The organism is Actinomadura sp. ATCC 39365 (assembly GCF_054392275.1).
Genome location: NZ_CP184335.1, coordinates 102317 through 118460, shown reverse-complemented (window position 1 = coordinate 118460; position 16144 = coordinate 102317). Strand labels below are relative to the sequence as shown.

Annotated in this window: 15 protein-coding genes; 9 read left to right on the top strand and 6 right to left on the bottom strand. The window is 72.5% G+C overall.

Annotated features, from left to right (window positions below; translation table 11 throughout):
* Positions 1–21 precede the first annotated feature (21 nt).
* A complete protein-coding gene (locus ACNF49_RS00660) occupies positions 22–1968 on the top strand; it encodes a hypothetical protein (RefSeq protein WP_357967155.1) in 1947 nt (648 codons plus the stop codon).
* A gap of 73 nt (positions 1969–2041) precedes the next feature.
* Positions 2042–5011 (top strand): ATP-binding protein, encoded by a 2970-nt coding sequence (locus ACNF49_RS00655; RefSeq protein ID WP_482942474.1) that lies wholly within the window; start codon positions 2042–2044, stop codon positions 5009–5011.
* A 34-nt stretch (positions 5012–5045) separates the two neighbouring features.
* On the opposite strand, the gene ACNF49_RS00650 is transcribed toward ACNF49_RS00655, so the two are convergent.
* Positions 5046–5456, bottom strand: coding sequence for a YjdF family protein (locus ACNF49_RS00650; RefSeq protein WP_357967159.1), 411 nt, complete (start codon positions 5454–5456; stop codon positions 5046–5048).
* Positions 5457–5637: 181 nt separating this feature from the next.
* On the opposite strand from ACNF49_RS00650, the gene ACNF49_RS00645 reads away from it, so the two are divergent.
* Positions 5638–6867, top strand: a complete 1230-nt coding sequence (locus ACNF49_RS00645) for a Mur ligase family protein (protein WP_357967161.1) — start codon at positions 5638–5640, stop codon at positions 6865–6867.
* Entirely contained in the window at positions 6857–7570 is a 714-nt protein-coding gene (locus ACNF49_RS00640; RefSeq protein WP_352319745.1) for a type 1 glutamine amidotransferase, read from the top strand. The genes ACNF49_RS00645 and ACNF49_RS00640 overlap by 11 nt, the downstream gene beginning before the upstream one ends.
* Positions 7571–7575: 5 nt before the next feature.
* Here ACNF49_RS00640 and ACNF49_RS00635 read toward each other — a convergent pair whose 3' ends face one another.
* Together ACNF49_RS00635 and ACNF49_RS00630 are read right to left on the bottom strand one after the other, a co-directional pair.
* Entirely contained in the window at positions 7576–7938 is a 363-nt protein-coding gene (locus ACNF49_RS00635; RefSeq protein ID WP_352319743.1) for a DsrE family protein, read from the bottom strand.
* A 9-nt stretch (positions 7939–7947) separates the two neighbouring features.
* Complete coding sequence (locus ACNF49_RS00630) at positions 7948–9441, bottom strand: sugar-binding protein (protein ID WP_482942473.1); 1494 nt, start codon at positions 9439–9441, stop codon at positions 7948–7950.
* Between the two features lie 68 nt (positions 9442–9509).
* Here ACNF49_RS00630 and ACNF49_RS00625 point away from each other — a divergent pair, with 68 nt between their 5' ends.
* The 4 genes from ACNF49_RS00625 (at position 9510) to ygfZ (ending at position 12013) form a co-directional block, all read left to right on the top strand.
* A complete protein-coding gene (locus ACNF49_RS00625; RefSeq protein ID WP_352319740.1) occupies positions 9510–9998 on the top strand; it encodes a heme-binding beta-barrel domain-containing protein in 489 nt (162 codons plus the stop codon).
* Positions 9999–10000: 2 nt separating this feature from the next.
* Positions 10001–10297 (top strand): DUF2470 domain-containing protein, encoded by a 297-nt coding sequence (locus ACNF49_RS00620; protein WP_352319738.1) that lies wholly within the window; start codon positions 10001–10003, stop codon positions 10295–10297.
* A gap of 312 nt (positions 10298–10609) precedes the next feature.
* Entirely contained in the window at positions 10610–11023 is a 414-nt protein-coding gene (locus tag ACNF49_RS00615; RefSeq protein ID WP_357967168.1) for a Fur family transcriptional regulator, read from the top strand.
* Positions 11024–11074: 51 nt separating this feature from the next.
* Entirely contained in the window at positions 11075–12013 is a 939-nt protein-coding gene (gene ygfZ, locus ACNF49_RS00610) for a CAF17-like 4Fe-4S cluster assembly/insertion protein YgfZ (RefSeq protein ID WP_357967169.1), read from the top strand.
* A 5-nt stretch (positions 12014–12018) separates the two neighbouring features.
* Here the strand turns inward: ygfZ and dtd are convergent, their stop codons facing one another.
* A complete protein-coding gene (gene dtd, locus ACNF49_RS00605; RefSeq protein ID WP_357967172.1) occupies positions 12019–12450 on the bottom strand; it encodes a D-aminoacyl-tRNA deacylase in 432 nt (143 codons plus the stop codon).
* A gap of 60 nt (positions 12451–12510) precedes the next feature.
* Between dtd and ACNF49_RS00600 the strand changes: the two genes are divergently transcribed.
* Positions 12511–13419 (top strand): asparaginase, encoded by a 909-nt coding sequence (locus ACNF49_RS00600; protein WP_357967174.1) that lies wholly within the window; start codon positions 12511–12513, stop codon positions 13417–13419.
* On the opposite strand, the gene ACNF49_RS00595 is transcribed toward ACNF49_RS00600, so the two are convergent.
* Complete coding sequence (locus ACNF49_RS00595; protein ID WP_482942472.1) at positions 13416–15020, bottom strand: DUF2207 domain-containing protein; 1605 nt, start codon at positions 15018–15020, stop codon at positions 13416–13418. The genes ACNF49_RS00600 and ACNF49_RS00595 overlap by 4 nt on opposite strands.
* Before the next feature lie 27 nt (positions 15021–15047).
* Positions 15048–16136, bottom strand: a complete 1089-nt coding sequence (locus ACNF49_RS00590) for an FAD-dependent monooxygenase (RefSeq protein WP_482942471.1) — start codon at positions 16134–16136, stop codon at positions 15048–15050.
* Between the last annotated feature and the right edge of the window lie 8 nt (positions 16137–16144).

Genomic DNA, 16144 nt, shown 5'->3' with positions numbered 1-16144 from the left:
ATATCGCGGCCGGAGGGTCACGTGGCGGACGTGCATCCCGAGCATGCCCAGCTCCAGGCGGACCGCATCTACCTGGGGTGGCAGTACATCCTGCTGCATCCCGACCCGGGGCCGCCGCCCAAGCGTCCCTCGCCCGTCCAGGAGCCGGCACCGGACGCGGAGTCGACCGGCCGGGCGGCGGCCGAGGCGCTGCGCCGCGAGCGGCTCCAGGAGGACATGCTCAACCGGCCCGTACGCGTCATCCGGGCCATCAGCCTGACCATGTCCGCGCTGATCCTCGTGGCCGCGTTCAGCGGCTACCTGGGGTGGTCGTTCGCGCTGCTCGGGCTGGTCGCGGCCGGCGGCGTGGCGGGCATCTGCACCTACGCCCTGCTCCAGGGCGACCGGGCGGTCCGCTACCGGGTGCTCGAACAGCAGGCCAGGGACGACCGGCAACGTCAGGAACGTGACAAAGAGCTGTTCCGCGCCCAGGAGGAGCACGCCCGGCGCTACCGCGACTGGCAGGAGTCGAAGGAGCGCCACGAACGCCAGCTCACCTGGTACGCCGTCGCCGTCCCCGACGAGATCGACCGCATCGACGTGGCCGGCGGCACGCTGCCCGGCTGGTCCGCGCTGATCACGCTGCTCGGCGCCACCCGGCTCTACAGCGGCGGCCACCTGACCGTGCTGGACCTGTCGGAGGGCGCGATCGCCAAAGACCTGATCGAGCTGGCCCGCAAGGGCGGCGACGACCCGCTGGTCTGGGTGCTGCCGGTCGACCTGCCGAAGCTCGACCTCGGGGCCACGCTCAAGCCGGAGGCGTTCGCCGACGTGCTGGCCCACGTGGTGAGCGTAAGCGAGGAACACCGCACCACCCGCGACCTCAGCTTCGACAACGCCATCCTGGAACGGGTGCTCGAAGTGCTCGGCGAGAACGCCACCATCAGCCAGGTCACCGCCGCCCTGCGGGCCCTGGCGCAGGTCGGCGACCCGCGGGACGACCTGCGCTTCGGCCTGATCACCGCGACCCAGCTCGAACGCATCGGCACGCTGTTCGGCCGCGGCGTGAGCGACCGGGTGGTGATCGAGCGCGCCTGGGCCCTCGAGTCGCAGCTGCGCAAGCTGGAGACGCTCGGCACCCAGGCGGTGCGGCTGCCGCCCGCCCGGCTGCGCGTGGTGAGCATGGACCGGCAGGCCGGCGTGTTCGGCAACCGGGTGCTCGGCACGTACGTGGCCACCGCGCTCACCCACATCCTGCGCCAGTCGCCCGCCTCCGACCGGCCCTGGTACCACACGATCATCGTGGCGGGCGCCGACAAGCTCCGCGGCGACGTGCTCGACCGGCTCATGGACGCGTGCGAGACCTCCCGTACCGGGCTGGTGCTGACGTACCGGAGCCTGACCCCCACCGTGAAGGAGCGCCTGGGGCGCGGCCACGCGGCCGTGGCGTTCATGCGCCTCGGCAACGCCGAGGACGCCCGGGTCGCCAGCGAGCACGTCGGCACCGAGCACCGGCTGGAGCTGGCCCAGCTCACCGAGACGATCAGCGACGCCCTGCCGGGCCTCGACGGCGGCTACACCTCCACCATCTCCCAGGTGGACGACGCCCGGCACGACCGCGACGACGACGGCCGCGCCGACCTGGCCGAGGACATCACCGAGTCCACCGAGTGGGGCAGGACCGCCGACAAGATCTCCGAGACCGAGCGCGTGCTCCACCGTTCGCGTGAGTTCCTGGTCGAGCCGCACCAGCTCCAGCAGCTCCCCACGACGTCCGTGATCGTCACCGACGCGACCGCCGAGGGCCGGCGGGTGCGGCTGGCCGACGCCAACCCGGCCATCCTCACCTTCCCCAAGACCACGCTGGGCGACCTGGAGGAGGTGCGCGAGGCCGTGCTGGCTCTGGAGGCGAAGGACGAGGGCGAGGAGCCGCCACCCAACCTCGGTCCACCACCGCCACGCCTTGACTGGCGCAAGGGCAGGCAATGACCTGGTCAAGGGCGTGGTGAGGAGCTGACGATCAGCGGGAGTTTACTGAGAACCGACTGTGGGGGAATTGAAGATGCAGCCGAGTGTCTCGCTGAGCGGGCCCTGGTATCGGATCCAGTCGATCGCCGCACCCTCGCGAAGCTCGTCGGCGGAGTGGGATTTCGTCACCGTGCTGCCCGCCGTGCTGTCGGCGGCGCAGCGTGACCGGCCGTTCGTCATCGGGTGGCTGTCGCGGGGTTCCGGCGCGCCGCTCGAACTGATCACCAATGCCGGCCCGCTCTCGCCGCCGCGCCAGCCGCGCAGGGCGACCGACGTGCCCGGCCTGCCGACCGGGCCCCAGCCGCTGCTGTTCCCGGGCGGCGCGCGGGGGATCGAGCTGGACGAGGAGTATCTGGCCGACCTGGCCGACCTGGTCTGGACGCCTTGCCCCGGCCGCCAGGCGCCGCCGCTGGGCGGGCGGGGGCGCGAGTTCGCCGGGTCCGACCCCGACGAGCTGAAGCGGCCCACGTTGTTCGAGTCGACGCTGGTCACGCTCATGTCGCGGCCGTTCGCCTGGCTGGTCGTGGCCGAGCCGACCGACCTGCTCGACGCCGAGGTGGCGCACCTGCGCACCCAGCTCAACGTCCTGCGGCAGTACGGCGACGCCTCCGAGCGATCCCGGTTCGACGCCGAGCGGGCCGAGCGCCGCATGCAGGAGCTCGACGCCTTCCGCGAGGCCGGCCTGTGGAACGTGCGCGTGCTGGCCGGCGGGGCCACCGCCGAGGAGCTGCGGCAGATCGCGCCCGTGCTCGTCGGGTCGGTCGAGATGAGCCACCACCCGTACCGGCTGCGCAGCGCGCACGGCGCCGTCTATGCGCTGTCGGAGGCTCTGGCCATCACCATGCAGGACCCGGCCGACGGCGCCGCGGCGCCCTTCGCGGCCACCGCCGGGGCGCTGGCCGCGCTGGCCGGGCTGCCCAGGCGCGAGGTGCCCGGCGTACGGGTGCTCGACTCCGGCTTCTTCGACGTGACGTCCGAGGCCGACGGCGGCGAGCTGGAGCTGGGCGAGATCCTCGACGGCCAGGACAGGGGCGTGGGCAGCTTCCGGGTGCCCCTCGCCACGCTCAACAGGCACGCGTTCGTCACCGGCGCGACCGGCTCGGGCAAGTCCCAGACCGTCCGGCACCTGCTGGAGCAGCTCAGCGAGGCGCGCATCCCCTGGCTGGCCATCGAACCGGCCAAGTCCGAGTACGCGGCCATGGCCGGCCGCATCGCCGACCCGGTGACGGTGATCAACCCGTCGGCCCCCGAGGGCGTGCCGCTCAGCGTCAACCCGCTCGAACCCGAGCCCGGCTACCCCGTCCAGGCGCACATCGACATGATCAGGGCGCTGTTCATGGCCGCCTTCGACGCCGAGGAGCCGTTCCCGCAGATCATGTCGCTGTCCCTGCAACGCGTCTACGAGGCCACCGGCTGGGACGTCGTGACCGGCGGCGCCGTGCCCGGCTCGAACGTCCCGCCCAGCGTGCCGACGCTCGAACAGCTCCAGCAGCACGCCATGGACGTCATCAAGGAGATCGGCTACGGCCGCGAGGTCCAGGCCGACGTCGAGGGCTTCATCTCGCTCAGGCTGCGGTCGCTGCGGGTCGGCTCGGCCGGGCGCTTCTTCGAGGGCGGTCACCCGGCCGACATCGGCGGCCTGCTGGAGCGCAACGTCGTCCTCGCCATCGAGGACGTCGCCAACGACGAGGACAAGGCGTTCCTCATGGGCACGCTGATCATCCGGATCGTCGAGCACCTGCGCATGCGGGCCAGGAAGGAGAAGTCGGCCGGGCTGCGGCACGTCATCGTGATCGAGGAGGCCCACCGGCTGCTGCGCGACCGCGGCCACGGCCGGGCCTCCACACACGCCGTGGAGCTGCTGGCCGGCCTGCTCGCCGAGATCAGGGCGTACGGCGAGGGCATCGTGGTGGCCGAGCAGATCCCGACCAAGCTCGTCTCCGACGTCGTGAAGAACACCGCGCTGAAGGTCGTCCACCGGCTGCCCGCCGAGGACGACAGGAAGCTCGTCGGCGCGGCCATGAACCTCAGCGACGAGCAGTCCAGGCACGTCGTCTCGCTCCAGCCGGGCTCGGCCGCGGTCTTCGCCGACGGCATGGACCGGCCGCTGCGGGTGCGCGTCCCGCTGGGGGAGTCGCGGGAGAAGCCGCTGCCGGGCCCCCAGCCGCCCATCCGCGGGCGCAGGTCGGCCGCGTGCGGGGCGCAGTGCCGTACCGGCCAGGCGTGCACCCTGGTGGAGCTCAGAGAGGCCGACGTGCTCGCCGACGGGCCCGACTGGGCGTGGCTGCGCATCTGGTGCGACACGGTCGTGCTCGCCTTCGTCAGCAACCGGCCGCTGCCCGGCGTGCCGCGCACCCTGTCGGCCGCCTGGGGCGAGCTGCCCGCCCGCCGCCGCGAGTGCCTGCTGGCCACGCTGGTCGAACGCGCCGTCCAGCGGCGGGCCTGGTCGTTGCGGAGCTGGTTCGACCCGGCGCTGCTCACCGAGAAGGCCGCCGAGGTCGCCGCGCGGCTGCTGTCGGGGGCCGAGCCGGGCGGCGACCGTCCGGGCGCGTCGTGGGTGATCCCGCAGGTGCGCTGGCTGCACGAGGTCGACCGGCTCTTCCCGTACGGCCAGCCCGCCCCCAACCTGCGCAGCCCGGCCCCGCCCATGGAGTACGCCCTGTTCCGCCAGTCCAACGGCAACGGCGCGGCCGACCTGGTGCACGCCGAGCTGCTCGGCCACCGCGCCAAGGCCCTGCGCCACCACCCGCTGTCCATGGAGGTGGACCACAACCGGGCCCTGGCCTGGCGGGTCATCCTGGGCGACGACGAGAACGAGGGCGTGCAGCGCGACATCACGAACGTGGCGATCGGCATCGAGGCGTCGGCCAGGCTCAGGCACGTCGGCCAGACGATGGGCGCGGGCTGGCTGGAGGGGGTGTTGTCGTGGCCGCAGCGGTTCGTCCTGCCGTTCGACCACGGAGGCGCCCCGGAGATCGCCTTCGTCGACGCCCCCTCGGCCTGACGTCCCTTTCGCCCTGGCCCCGCCCGGGGGCGGGTCAGCGGTCGCGGCGGCGTTCGAGGCGTTTGCGGCGGGCCACCTCGCGCTTGTGCTCGGCCAGCTCGCGCCGCCGTTCCCGCCGCCCCTGGGCGGCCTCCCGCTTGCGGCTCTCCAGCTCCAGCCGCATCGCCTCCTGCGCGGCCGTGCTCCGTACGGACACCTGGGCGGCGGCCCGCGCCGCCAGCTTGGCCGCCCGCTTGGGGTTGACCCGCCGCGCGCGCTCCCCGCCGGCCACGGCGGGTGCGGCATGGGCCTGCTCCAGCAGCGAAACGCCATGGCGCATCAGGTACGCGTGCAGCTCGGGATCGGTGGGCTCGGACCCGAGGGTGAACCGGGTCGCCCGCAGCCGCCCGCCCTCGGCGACCTCCAGCACCCCGACCCAGAACGGCCCGTCCAAATAGACCGACAACGTGACCATCTTCTCCGCCCTTCACCAGACATGCCGGGAAAGCGACCTGGACAGGCCGCCTCCGGCACACCGGACATCCCTGGAAGGGCGGATACGTGATGCTTCGCCCGGGCTACCAACCGGGCCGCGTTTTCGTGTGCAACTCCAGAGTAGGACTCAACGGCGACTAGGATCCATGTGCATGACCCAGCTTCCTCTGCGGGCTCAGCTCGCCAGCGCCCTGGGACGCAGCGCCGCCACGCTCTCGCGGATGACCGGGCGCGGTGACGGCTCGGTGATCGGCGGCAGGGTCGGCCTGCTGCTTGAGCCCGACCTCCTGCGCAAGCTGGCCCGCGACCGCAAGCTGGCCCTGGTCAGCGCCACCAACGGCAAGACCACCACGACCAGGTTGATCACCTCCGCGCTGCTCGACATGGGCGAGGTCGCCACCAACGCCTTCGGCGCCAACATGCCGGCCGGGCACGTCTCGGCGCTCTCCCAGCACAAGGGCGCCCCCTACGGCGTGCTGGAGGTCGACGAGAAGTACCTGCCGGAGGTGCTCGACACCACCGGCGCCGGCGTCGTCTGCCTGATGAACCTCAGCCGCGACCAGATGGACCGCGCGGCCGAGATCTGGCTGCTCGCGCAGAAGTGGCGCAGGGCGCTGTCGGGTAGGCCCACCCACGTCATCGCCAACTGCGACGACCCCCTCGTCACCTGGGGGGCCTCCACGGCCGCCAAGGTCACCTGGGTCGCCGGCGGCCAGCGCTGGAAGGAGGACTCCTGGTGCTGCCCCGAGTGCGGCGGCCCCCTCGACCGCAAAGACGCCGACTGGTCCTGCCGTGAGTGCACCTTCCACCGTCCAGAGCCGCAGTGGGTGCTCGACGACGACGTCGCCATCGACCCGCGCGGGCAGCGCTGGATGCTCGACATCCAGCTCCCCGGCCTGGCCAACCGCTCCAACGCGGTGATGGCGCTGGCCGTGGCCGAGGCGTTCGGGATGCCCGTCGACCGGGCGCTGCCCCGGCTGCGCGAGGTCACCTCGGTGGCCGGCCGCTACACCACGGTCGAGCGCGACGGCCGCCACGCGCGGCTGCTGCTGAGCAAGAACCCGGCGGGCTGGCTGGAGGCCTTCGACGTCGCCGACCCGCAACTGCCGATCATCCTCTCGGTCAACGCGCAGGGCCCCGACGGCCGCGACACCTCGTGGTTGTGGGACGTCGACTACCGCATCCTGCGCGGCCGTCCGGTCTTCGTCACCGGTGAGCGGCGGCTCGACCTGGCGCTCCGGCTCGACGTGGCCGACGTGCCGTTCACGTTGTGCAGCTCGTTCTCCGAGGCGCTGGCCATGCAGCCGCCCGGCCGGGTCGACGTGATCGCCAACTACACCGCCTTCCAGCAGATCCGATCGGAGTTCGGACGTGCCGTCTGACAGCGCCCTCAGCATCGTCTGGATCTACCCCGACCTGCTGAGCACCTACGGCGACCAGGGCAACGTGCTCGTCCTGGAGCAGCGTGCGCAGCGCCGGGGCATCGAGGTCGAGACCGTCTACGTCCGCTCGGCCGACCCCGTGCCGGAGACCGGCGACATCTACCTGATCGGCGGCGGCGAAGACCGTCCGCAGATCCTGGCCGCCCAGCGCCTGCGCCGCGACGGCGGGCTCCAGCGGGCCATCGCGCGGGGCGCGGCGATGCTGGCCGTGTGCGCCGGCTACCAGATCATGGGCAGCACGTTCGGCGGCGAGGAGGGCCAGCCGGTCGACGGCATCGGCCTGCTCGACATCGCCAGCTCGCGCGGCCCCGCGCGGGCCGTGGGCGAGCTGGTCGCCGAGGTCGACGCCGCGCTCAACCTGCCCACGCTGACCGGCTTCGAGAACCACATGGGCGTCACGCACCTCGGCCCGGGCGTCCGGCCGCTGTCCAAGACGGTCGCCGGCGTGGGCAACGGCGACGGCTTCGAGGGCTGCTACGCGGGCCACGTGGTGGGCACCTACCTGCACGGCCCGGCACTGGCGCGCAACCCGGCCCTGGCCGACCTGCTGCTGTCGTGGCGCGTGGGCGAGCTGACGCCCCTCGACGACTCCCGCTACGAGGCCCTGCGCCAGGAGCGGCTGAGCACCGTCCTGTCCGGCTGACGGGCCTAGTAGACCAGGGCCTGGGCGCCTTCGCTGACCGCCTCCTCCACGAAGGCGGGGGCGCCGGCGATGCGCACGCCCTCGATCACGTCGTCGACCGTGATGTCGCGGCGGGCGGCGCACTGCGTGCACAGGGTCACCCGGCCGGCCGCCAGGACGGCTTCGAGCAGGTCCGCCAGCGGCGCCGCGTGGGGCAGGGAGAACTCCTTGGCCCGCCCCGGCAGGGCGAACCAGGACGACTCGCCGGTCAGCCAGAGGGAGACCGGCACACCGCTCGCGAGCGCGGCCGCCGCCACCGTGAATGCCTGGTTGCACCGCTCAGGGGCGTCCGCCCCCGCGGTCACCTTGATCACCAATGATCGTGCCATGGCGTCACCCTAACCCTGACCGACGCGGCCCCACACGTACGGATCGGCCTGGGCGCTGCCGAACGGCGACCAGGCCAGGCGCGTCTGCCCGGTCCTGTCCTCGGTGTCGGAGTCGTAGACGAGCACGTTCGCTCTCAGCGCGGTGGGCGGGGCGGGCAGCAGCGCGAACGGGATGCGCACCTCGACGCCGTACCCGCCGTCGTGGGCCGCGGACGCCACGCCCACCCGCGGGGCGGGGCCCTGGCGGGCGTCGGCGTCGCGGGCCGCGCACGGGCCGCCCTCGGCGGTGTAGGGCAGGACGCCGAGCTTGAACGTGGTCGAGGTGTCGTCGGAGTCGCCGCGCGGGTCGAGGGCGATCTCGACCGCGTCGGTGCGCCAGTGGCGCTCGCACTCGTCGAGGGCGGCGCCGCGCGCCTGGTCGGTGACCTCGACCTGGACGTAGAGGTCGGCGCCGTGGCGGGTCAGCCGGGCGGTCGCGGCGCAGTCGGCCGCCGCGCAACGCTCGCCCTCCCAGTGGGCGAGGGGCAGCGCGGGGCCCGCGTACTCGCCGGGGGAGGCGAGGCCGTCGAGCACGGGGGCGCGCCCGGCGACCGGGAGCGTGGTGGCGGGCGGCTCGGGGTAGTCGGGCTGCGCCCGGTTGGCCAGCCACGGCAGGCCGGTCGCGCGCGCCCAGTCGCGGAACTCGGCGTACAGAGGGCGCAGGCCCGCCTGCTCGACGACGGGGGCGGGCACCGGCCGCCCGCCGTCGAAGACGACCGAGAACCAGTCGCACCCGAACGGCCCGGCCACCTTCGCCGGCCGCGCGGCGAACCCCTGCGTGCGGTACGCGCGCTCGGCGTCGCGCTCCCGCTGGGCCCACGTGGCGCGGTGGCGCGGCGACCAGGCGCCCGCCCAGACGCCGAGCTGCGGCAGCCCGGTGGCCGGATCGCGCAGGCCGGCCGTCGCGCAGCCAGGGCCCACGGGGCCGCGCAGCCCCCAGTTCTGGGTCAGCAGCCGGGTGGCCCGCCAGGGCGCGCCCGTCCCGGGGAACGCGGCGGGGTCGGCGGCCAGCCGGAACGCCTCGACGGCCAGCCGGGCGGCGAGCTGGTGCCCGCCGTGCTGGTTGAAGGGCCGCGGGTCCATCGTCACCACGGTCGAGGGCCTGGTGGCCCTGATCGTCTCGACCAGCCGCCCGAGGGTGCCCGGCCCCCACGCGCGGGCGGTCAGGGGCGCCGAGAGCGTGTACCAGAAGTCCGGTCTGTCGAGGTAGAAGACGTCGCGGATGCCCGCGTGCGCGACCGCCTCGCGCTCCTCGGCCTCCCTGATCCGGCCGAGCGCCGCGCCCTTCTCCGGCCCGGCGGCGTTGCCGCCGCCCTCGCCGCGGGTGACCGTCACGATGCCGGTGGTCAGCCCCCGGCGCTCGCGCCACTGCCCGAACGTGGACAACGACTGGTACTCGTCGTCCGGATGGGCGCCCACGAACAGCACGTCGACGTGCGGCGGCACGGCCCAGGCATCCAGCATCGCGGCTCCCCCCGGCGAAACCTCTCCCCGATCCAGAAGGTTAGCGACCGGGACTAGGCTTGGTGAGCATGGAAGAACCTGAGGTGCACCCCGCTCTGGAGCAGATCGCGTTCCTGCTCGGCCGCTGGGAGGGGGCCGGCGTGGGCGGCTATCCGACGATCGAGAGCTTCAACTTCGGCCAGGAGATCGAGTTCGGCCACAACGGCAAGCCGTTCCTGACCTACGTCAGCCGCACGTGGCTGCTCGACAACGACGGCAACCGGGTCAGGCCGCTGGCCACCGAGTCCGGCTACTGGCGTCCGCAGCCCGACCGGCAGATCGAGGTGGTGCTCGCGCACCCGACCGGCATCGTCGAGATCTACATCGGCGAGGTCGTCTTCCACAAGATCGAGCTGCGCACCGACGTCGTGGCCCGCACCTCCACGGCCAAGGAGTACACCGCAGGCCACCGCCTCTACGGCCTGGTCAACGGCAACCTGATGTGGGCCTACGAGATGGCCGCCGTGGGCCACCCGCTCACCGACCACATGTCGGCCGAGCTGAAGAAGGTGTCCTGAGCATGACCTCGCCCTTCACCCCCGACGCCGTCGAGGCGATCAAGCGCCACATGAACGACGACCACACCGGCGACGCCCTGGTCATCGTGCGCGGGCTCGGCGGGCGGCCGCAGGCCACCTCGGCGGTGACCAGCGACGTCGACGCCGAGGCCATGGAGTTCACGGTCGACGGCGGCGAGCGGGTGCGCGTGCCGTGGGGCGAGACGCTGACCGAGCGCGCCCAGGTGCGCAAGGCGGTCGTGCGCCTCTACCGGGCGGCCTGCGCCGAGCTGGGCATCGAACCCCACGGGGAACACTGAGGGAAGAAACAAGAAGGGCCCCGGGCAACACTCCGCCTGCCGAGCAGACGGGCCGGATGGACCAATGGACGGGATACGTCATCCCGCCCTCCGGCTGCCAGGGGCCCCGGTGGTTGCCTCGGATTCGCTTGCGACACGAGACAACAGTCCGCAGCGCTAGCGGACAACCACCTCGCTAGCCCGACTATGACTATCCATTATTCGGACCACCTCCTTTCCGCGTACTCACGAAGCTATGCGGTCGCGAGCGCCGGGGGCAAGTAATTATCGGACGGCCGCGAACAGGCGATCGTGCGCTTTACACTCGGGGGCATGACCGAGACGCAGTGGCACGAGGAACTCCGCGCCAAGGGCTACCGGGTCACCCCGCAGCGGCAGCTCGTGCTCGAAGCGGTCAAGGATCTGGAGCACGCGACGCCCGAGGAGATCTGCACCAAAGTGCGCGAGACGGCGCGCGGGGTCAACATCTCCACCGTCTACCGCACCCTCGAACTGCTCGAAGAGCTCGGCATGGTCACCCACACCCACCTCGGTCACGGCGCGCCGACCTACCACCTGGCGGCCGAGGCCGACCACGTCCACCTGGTGTGCCGGGGCTGCGACGAGGTCTTCGAGGTGCGTCCCGAGCTGGCCGAGGGGCTGGTGAAGGGGCTCGACGAGGAGCTGGGATTCGCCGCCGACGTCCATCACCTCACGGTGTTCGGCCGCTGCCGCAACTGCCGCTGACCTCCGGCACCGGCGTCGGGCGCCGTCGCGCGGGCGGATAGCCTTGGATGCATGCGTAGCCCTCTGCTCGATCTCCCCGGCGCCGTCGCGGCCGACGGGCCGGACGCCGACGTAGCCGCGCACTATGGCGACCTGTTCGCTGAGCAGCGCGCACTGGCCAAGGGTGAGGCGGTCGTCGACCGCAGCAACCGCGAGGTGGTCCGCATCTCCGGCGCCGACCGGCTGAAATGGCTCAACGACCTGACCTCGCAGAAGCTCGACACGCTGACGCCCGGCCAGTGGACCCAGACGCTCGACCTCGACCTTCAGGGCCGCGTCCTGCACCACCTCACGCTGGTCGACGACGGCGAGAGCGTGCTGGCGCACGTCGAGCCCGGCACGGCGCAGAGCCTGATCGACTATCTCGACCGCATGCGGTTCATGCTGCGCGTGGAGGTGTCGCGGGCCGACGACCTGGCGGTGCTCTCCACGGCGACCGAAGACTTCCTGGTGCCGCGGGCGGAGCTGGCCGATCACCTGGGCCGGCCCCTGGCGGGGTTGTGGGCGTACGAGGCGCTGCGCATCGAGGCCCACCGGCCGCGGCTCGGCTTCGAGACCGACCACAAGACGATCCCCCACGAGGTGGGCTGGGTCGGCTCGGCGGTCCACCTGAGCAAGGGCTGCTACCGCGGCCAGGAGACGGTCGCCCGCGTCCACAACCTGGGCCACCCGCCCCGCCGCCTGGTGTTCCTGCACCTCGACGGCAGCGTCGACACCCTGCCCGCGCACGGCGACCCGGTGATCTTCGAGAGCCAGGAGATCGGCGTCGTCGGCTCGGCCGCCCGCCACCACGAGCTGGGCCCGATCGCGCTGGCCGTGGTCAAGCGCACGGTTCCGGTCGACGCGCCGCTGCTGGCCGGTGGCGTGGCCGCCGCCCAGGAGGTCGTCGTGCCGCCCGACGCCGGTCGCAACGTCACCATCGACCCCTCGCTGCGCCGCCGGATCCGCTGACCCCGCTAGGCGTCGATGTCGAGGACGAGCGTGATCGGCCCGTCGTTGACCAGCGAGACCTTCATGTCGGCGCCGAAGCGGCCGGTCTCCACGTGGGCGCCGAGCGCCCTCAGCTCCTCGACCACGGCCTCCACCAGCGGCTCGGCGACCGGCCCAGGGGCCGCGGCCTGCCAGGTGGGGCGCCGGCCCTTGCGCGCGTCGCCGTAGAGGGTGAACTGGCTGATCACCAGGAGCGGGGCCGAGACGTCGGAGCAGGACTTCTCGCCATGCAGCACGCGCAGGCCCCACAGCTTGGCGGCGAGCTTGGCGGCCTCGGCGCGGGTGTCGGTGTGCGTCACGCCGACCAGGACGAGCAGCCCCGGCTCGTCGACCGCGCCGACCGTCTGCCCCTCGACCTCGACGGAGGCCGAGCTCACTCGTTGTACGACTGCTCGCATGGCATCCCATTCTGGCGCAGAAAGAACTGTTCGTAGACTCGTGCCGAAAGGGGGCGCGTAATGTCGCTTGTTGTCGAGGTTGTCCGGTCGGGGTTCGTGGAGTCCACCCATCAGGCCCGCATGCTGACCGTGGACGCGCAGGGCGTCCCGGTGGAGACGCGGGGAGCGGTGCACGTGCCGGCCTCGCCGCGATCGTCGATGAAGCCGCTGCAGGCGCTCGGCATGATGCGCAACGGCCTCCAGCTGGAGGGTGAGCTGCTGGCCCTGGCCTGCGCCTCGCACTCCGGTGAGGCGTTCCACGTGGACGGCGTACGGAAGATCCTGGCCGGAGCGGGCCTGGACGAGTCCGCCCTGCTGTGTCCGGAGGACCACCCGTTCGAGCGCACCTCGACCGAGTTCGGCCGGGTCTACATGAACTGCTCCGGCAAGCACGCCGCCATGCTGGCCACCTGCGTGCTCAACGACTGGCCGCTCACGACGTACCTGGAGCCCGCGCACCCGCTCCAGCGCGCGATCCGCGCGACGGTCGAGGACCTGACCGGCGAGCGGGTGGCCGCCTCCGGAGTGGACGGCTGCGGCGCGCCGCTGTTCTTCGTCTCGATGCTCGGGGTGACCAAGGCGTTCAGGGCGTTCCCGCTGGCCGCGGAGGGCTCGTTCGAGCGGCGCATCTTCGACGCCATGCGCACTCACCCCGAGTGGACCTCCGGCACCGACCGGCCCGAGGCCAAGCTCATGCGGGCGATCCCCGGGCTGATGCTGAAGGCGGGCGCGGAGGCGTTCGACGCGTTCGCGTTCGAGGACGGCCGAGCCGGCACGATCAAGATCGAGGACGGCTCCTCGCGGGCCCGCGTGCCCGTCACCGTGGCGGCCCTGCGCTCGCTCGGCCTGGACGCGCCCGAGCTGGCCGAGCTGGCCAGGCCGGCGCTGCTGGGCGGCGGCCGGCCGGTCGGCGAGCTGCGGATCCGCTAGAGGGTGCGGAACTGGCGGCTGGCGGAGATGGCCCCCGAGGTCGTCGTGGTGAACGTGCGCATCGACCCGGCGAACTTGGACAGGTCCCACTCCGCCGGCCCGTGGTACCAGTAGAGGTTGTCGGCCTGGTGGCCGTTGCCGGTCACCGAGGCCACCACCCGCGACCAGTGCTCGACCCCGTCGAAGATCACCGCGTACGGCAGGTAGCGCGAGAACAGCTCCACCCGGTGCTGCTCGGGCACCTCGCCGAGGTCGCCGGAGAACAGGTACTCGCGGAAGCCCATGGTGTGCGCGAGCGCGGCCGAGCCCTTGGCGGTCTTGGCCGGCATGTACTGGCCCCCGACGGCCAGCGCGCCGCCCGCGATGACCAGGGCCAGCCCCAGCAGGCCGTACGTGGTGAACCAGGCCAGCCCGACCGTGGCCAGCAGGCCGAGGCCGATCAGCACGACGCCGATCGTCGTCCACCGGGTGCGCTCGGTGTCGGGTCGGCGGGCGAACCAGCCCTGCGCGACCACGTCGGTGTAGAGCGCGTCGCGCACCTTGCCCAGATGGCTGGCGAACGAGCCCGACAGTTGTGACAGCAGCACCGCGTCGCGGCCGTCGAAGACCGCGTCGTAGAGGGCGCGCTCGTACGGCAGCAGCGAGTTGACCGGCGCGTTCTGCAGCCTGACCAGCAGCCAGTCGGGGGCGTCGTAGGTCTGGCGGGGCTGCTCGTCGATCCGCAGGTAGCCGCGGACGGCCAGGTCGACGATGGTGGCGGTCACGTCGATCACGTCGGCCTGCTCGTCCACCAGCGTGCCGATCTGGCCGGGGCGCACGCCGTCCGGCGGGGTGAAGTGCCCGTTCTGGATGGGATCGACCCCGCCCTTCTCGTGGCCCGCGATCCGGGCGTCCCGGCCGCGCGTCCAGTAGAGCAGGCCGACGCCGCCGAGCAGCAGCACGAGCAGGCCGGCCAGCGCGCCGCCGGTGACCAGGTCGAGGGTGAACGCCGAGGCCAGCGAGAAGCGCCGCTCCAGGATGGGCGCCCCGGAGCTGGAACCCTTGGGGTAGCCGACGACCACCGTCAGGGCCTGGCCCGCCGCGAGGTTGTCCTGCTCGAAGTCGGCCCGGGTGCCGGTGTGGTCCATCGAGGCCGAGGTGCAGCCGATCGCCGAGGTCAGGTCGCCGGCGAAGCACGACAGGTTCTGCACCTGGCCCGGCCCGCTGACCTGGACGGTCGCCTTGGTCACGGGGACGTTCCAGCCGCTGACGGCGAACCAGCGCAGCTCCTCGACCCCGCCGGAAGTGGTCACCGCGCCCTTGACGTCGTACTCGACGGTCTGGCCGGTCACGGTCAGGACGTCGCCGTCGAGCTTGCCGCCCTTGACGTTGGTGACCCGGTAGAGGCGGTCGTTGTCGTCGTCGTAGCGGGTCTTGGTGAGCAGGGTGCGCTTGAGGCCGCCGGACGCCCCGGTGATCTTCTCGACCACGTGGAGTGTGCCGTCCTTGGCGAGCGTCATCGTCACCTGGTCCGTGATCCCGGCCTCCGCCAGGGCGGGGGTGGCCGGCAACGTCAGAGCGGTGGCTCCCAGGGCGGCCAATGTGAGTCTGAAACCCGTCATGGCGGGACATCGTAGCGGTTGCGGGTGTCAATCCAGGGTGATGCCGTCGGCCGCCCGGCGTACGCTCTCGGGCGAGGCGGCCATGCCCGGATTCTCCAGGGCCAGAGCCTGGTTCAGGGCGACGTAGGGCCGCATGCGCCGCTCGTACCGGTCGAACGCCCCCTCCGGGAGCCGGCCCAGCTCCTCGGCCAGCACGTACGCCCCCACCAGGGCCAGGCTGGTGCCCTGCCCCGACAGCGGCGAGGGGCAGTGGGCGGCGTCGCCGATCAGCGCGACCCGGCCCTGCGACCAGCGGTCCATCTCGACCTGGGCCATGGCGTCGAAGTAGAAGTCGCCGGCCCGCCACATGGCCTCCAGCAGCTTGGGCGCCTCCCAGCGCAACCCCGAGCAGTGCTCCTGGACCAGGCGCTTCTGCTGCTCGACGTCGCGGTGGTCGTAGTCGATCGGGCCCGCGGCGAAGCCCATGTTCACCTTCATCACCGCCGGCTCGCGGTCGCTGAAAAGGCCGAACCCGGCCTCTCCCTCGCGGTGCCAGAGCTGCCAGTGGTCCAGGCCGAGGAAGTTGTCGGCGGTGTAGATGGAGACGTACATGCCGAGGTGCCGCAGGAAGCGCTCCTCCGGGCCGAACGCCAGCCTCCTGACGTTGGAGTGCAGGCCGTCGGCGCCGATCACGTAGTCGTAGCGTTCGCGCACGCCGCTGTCGAAGGTCACGTCGACGCCGTCGCCGTCCTGGGTGAGGGTGGCGATGGAGTCTCCGTAGCGGCAGGGGGCGTCGGTGACGGCGCCGACGATCGCGGTGAGGTCGTCGCGGGCGATCTCGACGTCCGGGCTGTCGAGCCGGCCGCCGCTGATCGTCTCCTCGGTGCTGCGCATGATCTCGTTGCCGTCGCCGTCGACCATGGACATGCCGCGCATGGTCGTCCGTGCGGCCCTGACCTGCTCCAGGATGCCCATACGATCGGCCACGACCAGCGCGGCGCCGCGGAGGTCGACGGCCTGGCCGCCCTTGCGCGGGCGCGGCGCGCGCTCGACGAGCGTCACCTCGAAGCCGCGCCGCCGCAGCCAGTGAGCCAGGACGGGACCGCCGACGCTCGCTCCCGAGACCAGAACCTTCATGATGCGCT

Excerpts from the sequence above, each read along its gene's own strand:
- ygfZ (WP_357967169.1), top strand. The coding sequence starts at position 11,075 with ATGCGTAGCCCTCTGCTCGATCTCCCCGGCGCCGTCGCGGCCGACGGG.
- ACNF49_RS00625 (WP_352319740.1), top strand. The coding sequence starts at position 9,510 with ATGGAAGAACCTGAGGTGCACCCCGCTCTGGAGCAGATCGCGTTCCTG.
- ACNF49_RS00590 (WP_482942471.1), bottom strand. The coding sequence starts at position 16,136 with ATGAAGGTTCTGGTCTCGGGAGCGAGCGTCGGCGGTCCCGTCCTGGCT.
- ACNF49_RS00655 (WP_482942474.1), top strand. The coding sequence starts at position 2,042 with ATGCAGCCGAGTGTCTCGCTGAGCGGGCCCTGGTATCGGATCCAGTCG.
- ACNF49_RS00630 (WP_482942473.1), bottom strand. The coding sequence starts at position 9,441 with ATGCTGGATGCCTGGGCCGTGCCGCCGCACGTCGACGTGCTGTTCGTG.
- ACNF49_RS00595 (WP_482942472.1), bottom strand. The coding sequence starts at position 15,020 with ATGACGGGTTTCAGACTCACATTGGCCGCCCTGGGAGCCACCGCTCTG.
- ACNF49_RS00635 (WP_352319743.1), bottom strand. The coding sequence starts at position 7,938 with ATGGCACGATCATTGGTGATCAAGGTGACCGCGGGGGCGGACGCCCCT.
- ACNF49_RS00645 (WP_357967161.1), top strand. The coding sequence starts at position 5,638 with ATGACCCAGCTTCCTCTGCGGGCTCAGCTCGCCAGCGCCCTGGGACGC.
- ACNF49_RS00620 (WP_352319738.1), top strand. The coding sequence starts at position 10,001 with ATGACCTCGCCCTTCACCCCCGACGCCGTCGAGGCGATCAAGCGCCAC.
- ACNF49_RS00600 (WP_357967174.1), top strand. The coding sequence starts at position 12,511 with ATGTCGCTTGTTGTCGAGGTTGTCCGGTCGGGGTTCGTGGAGTCCACC.
- ACNF49_RS00615 (WP_357967168.1), top strand. The coding sequence starts at position 10,610 with ATGACCGAGACGCAGTGGCACGAGGAACTCCGCGCCAAGGGCTACCGG.
- dtd (WP_357967172.1), bottom strand. The coding sequence starts at position 12,450 with ATGCGAGCAGTCGTACAACGAGTGAGCTCGGCCTCCGTCGAGGTCGAG.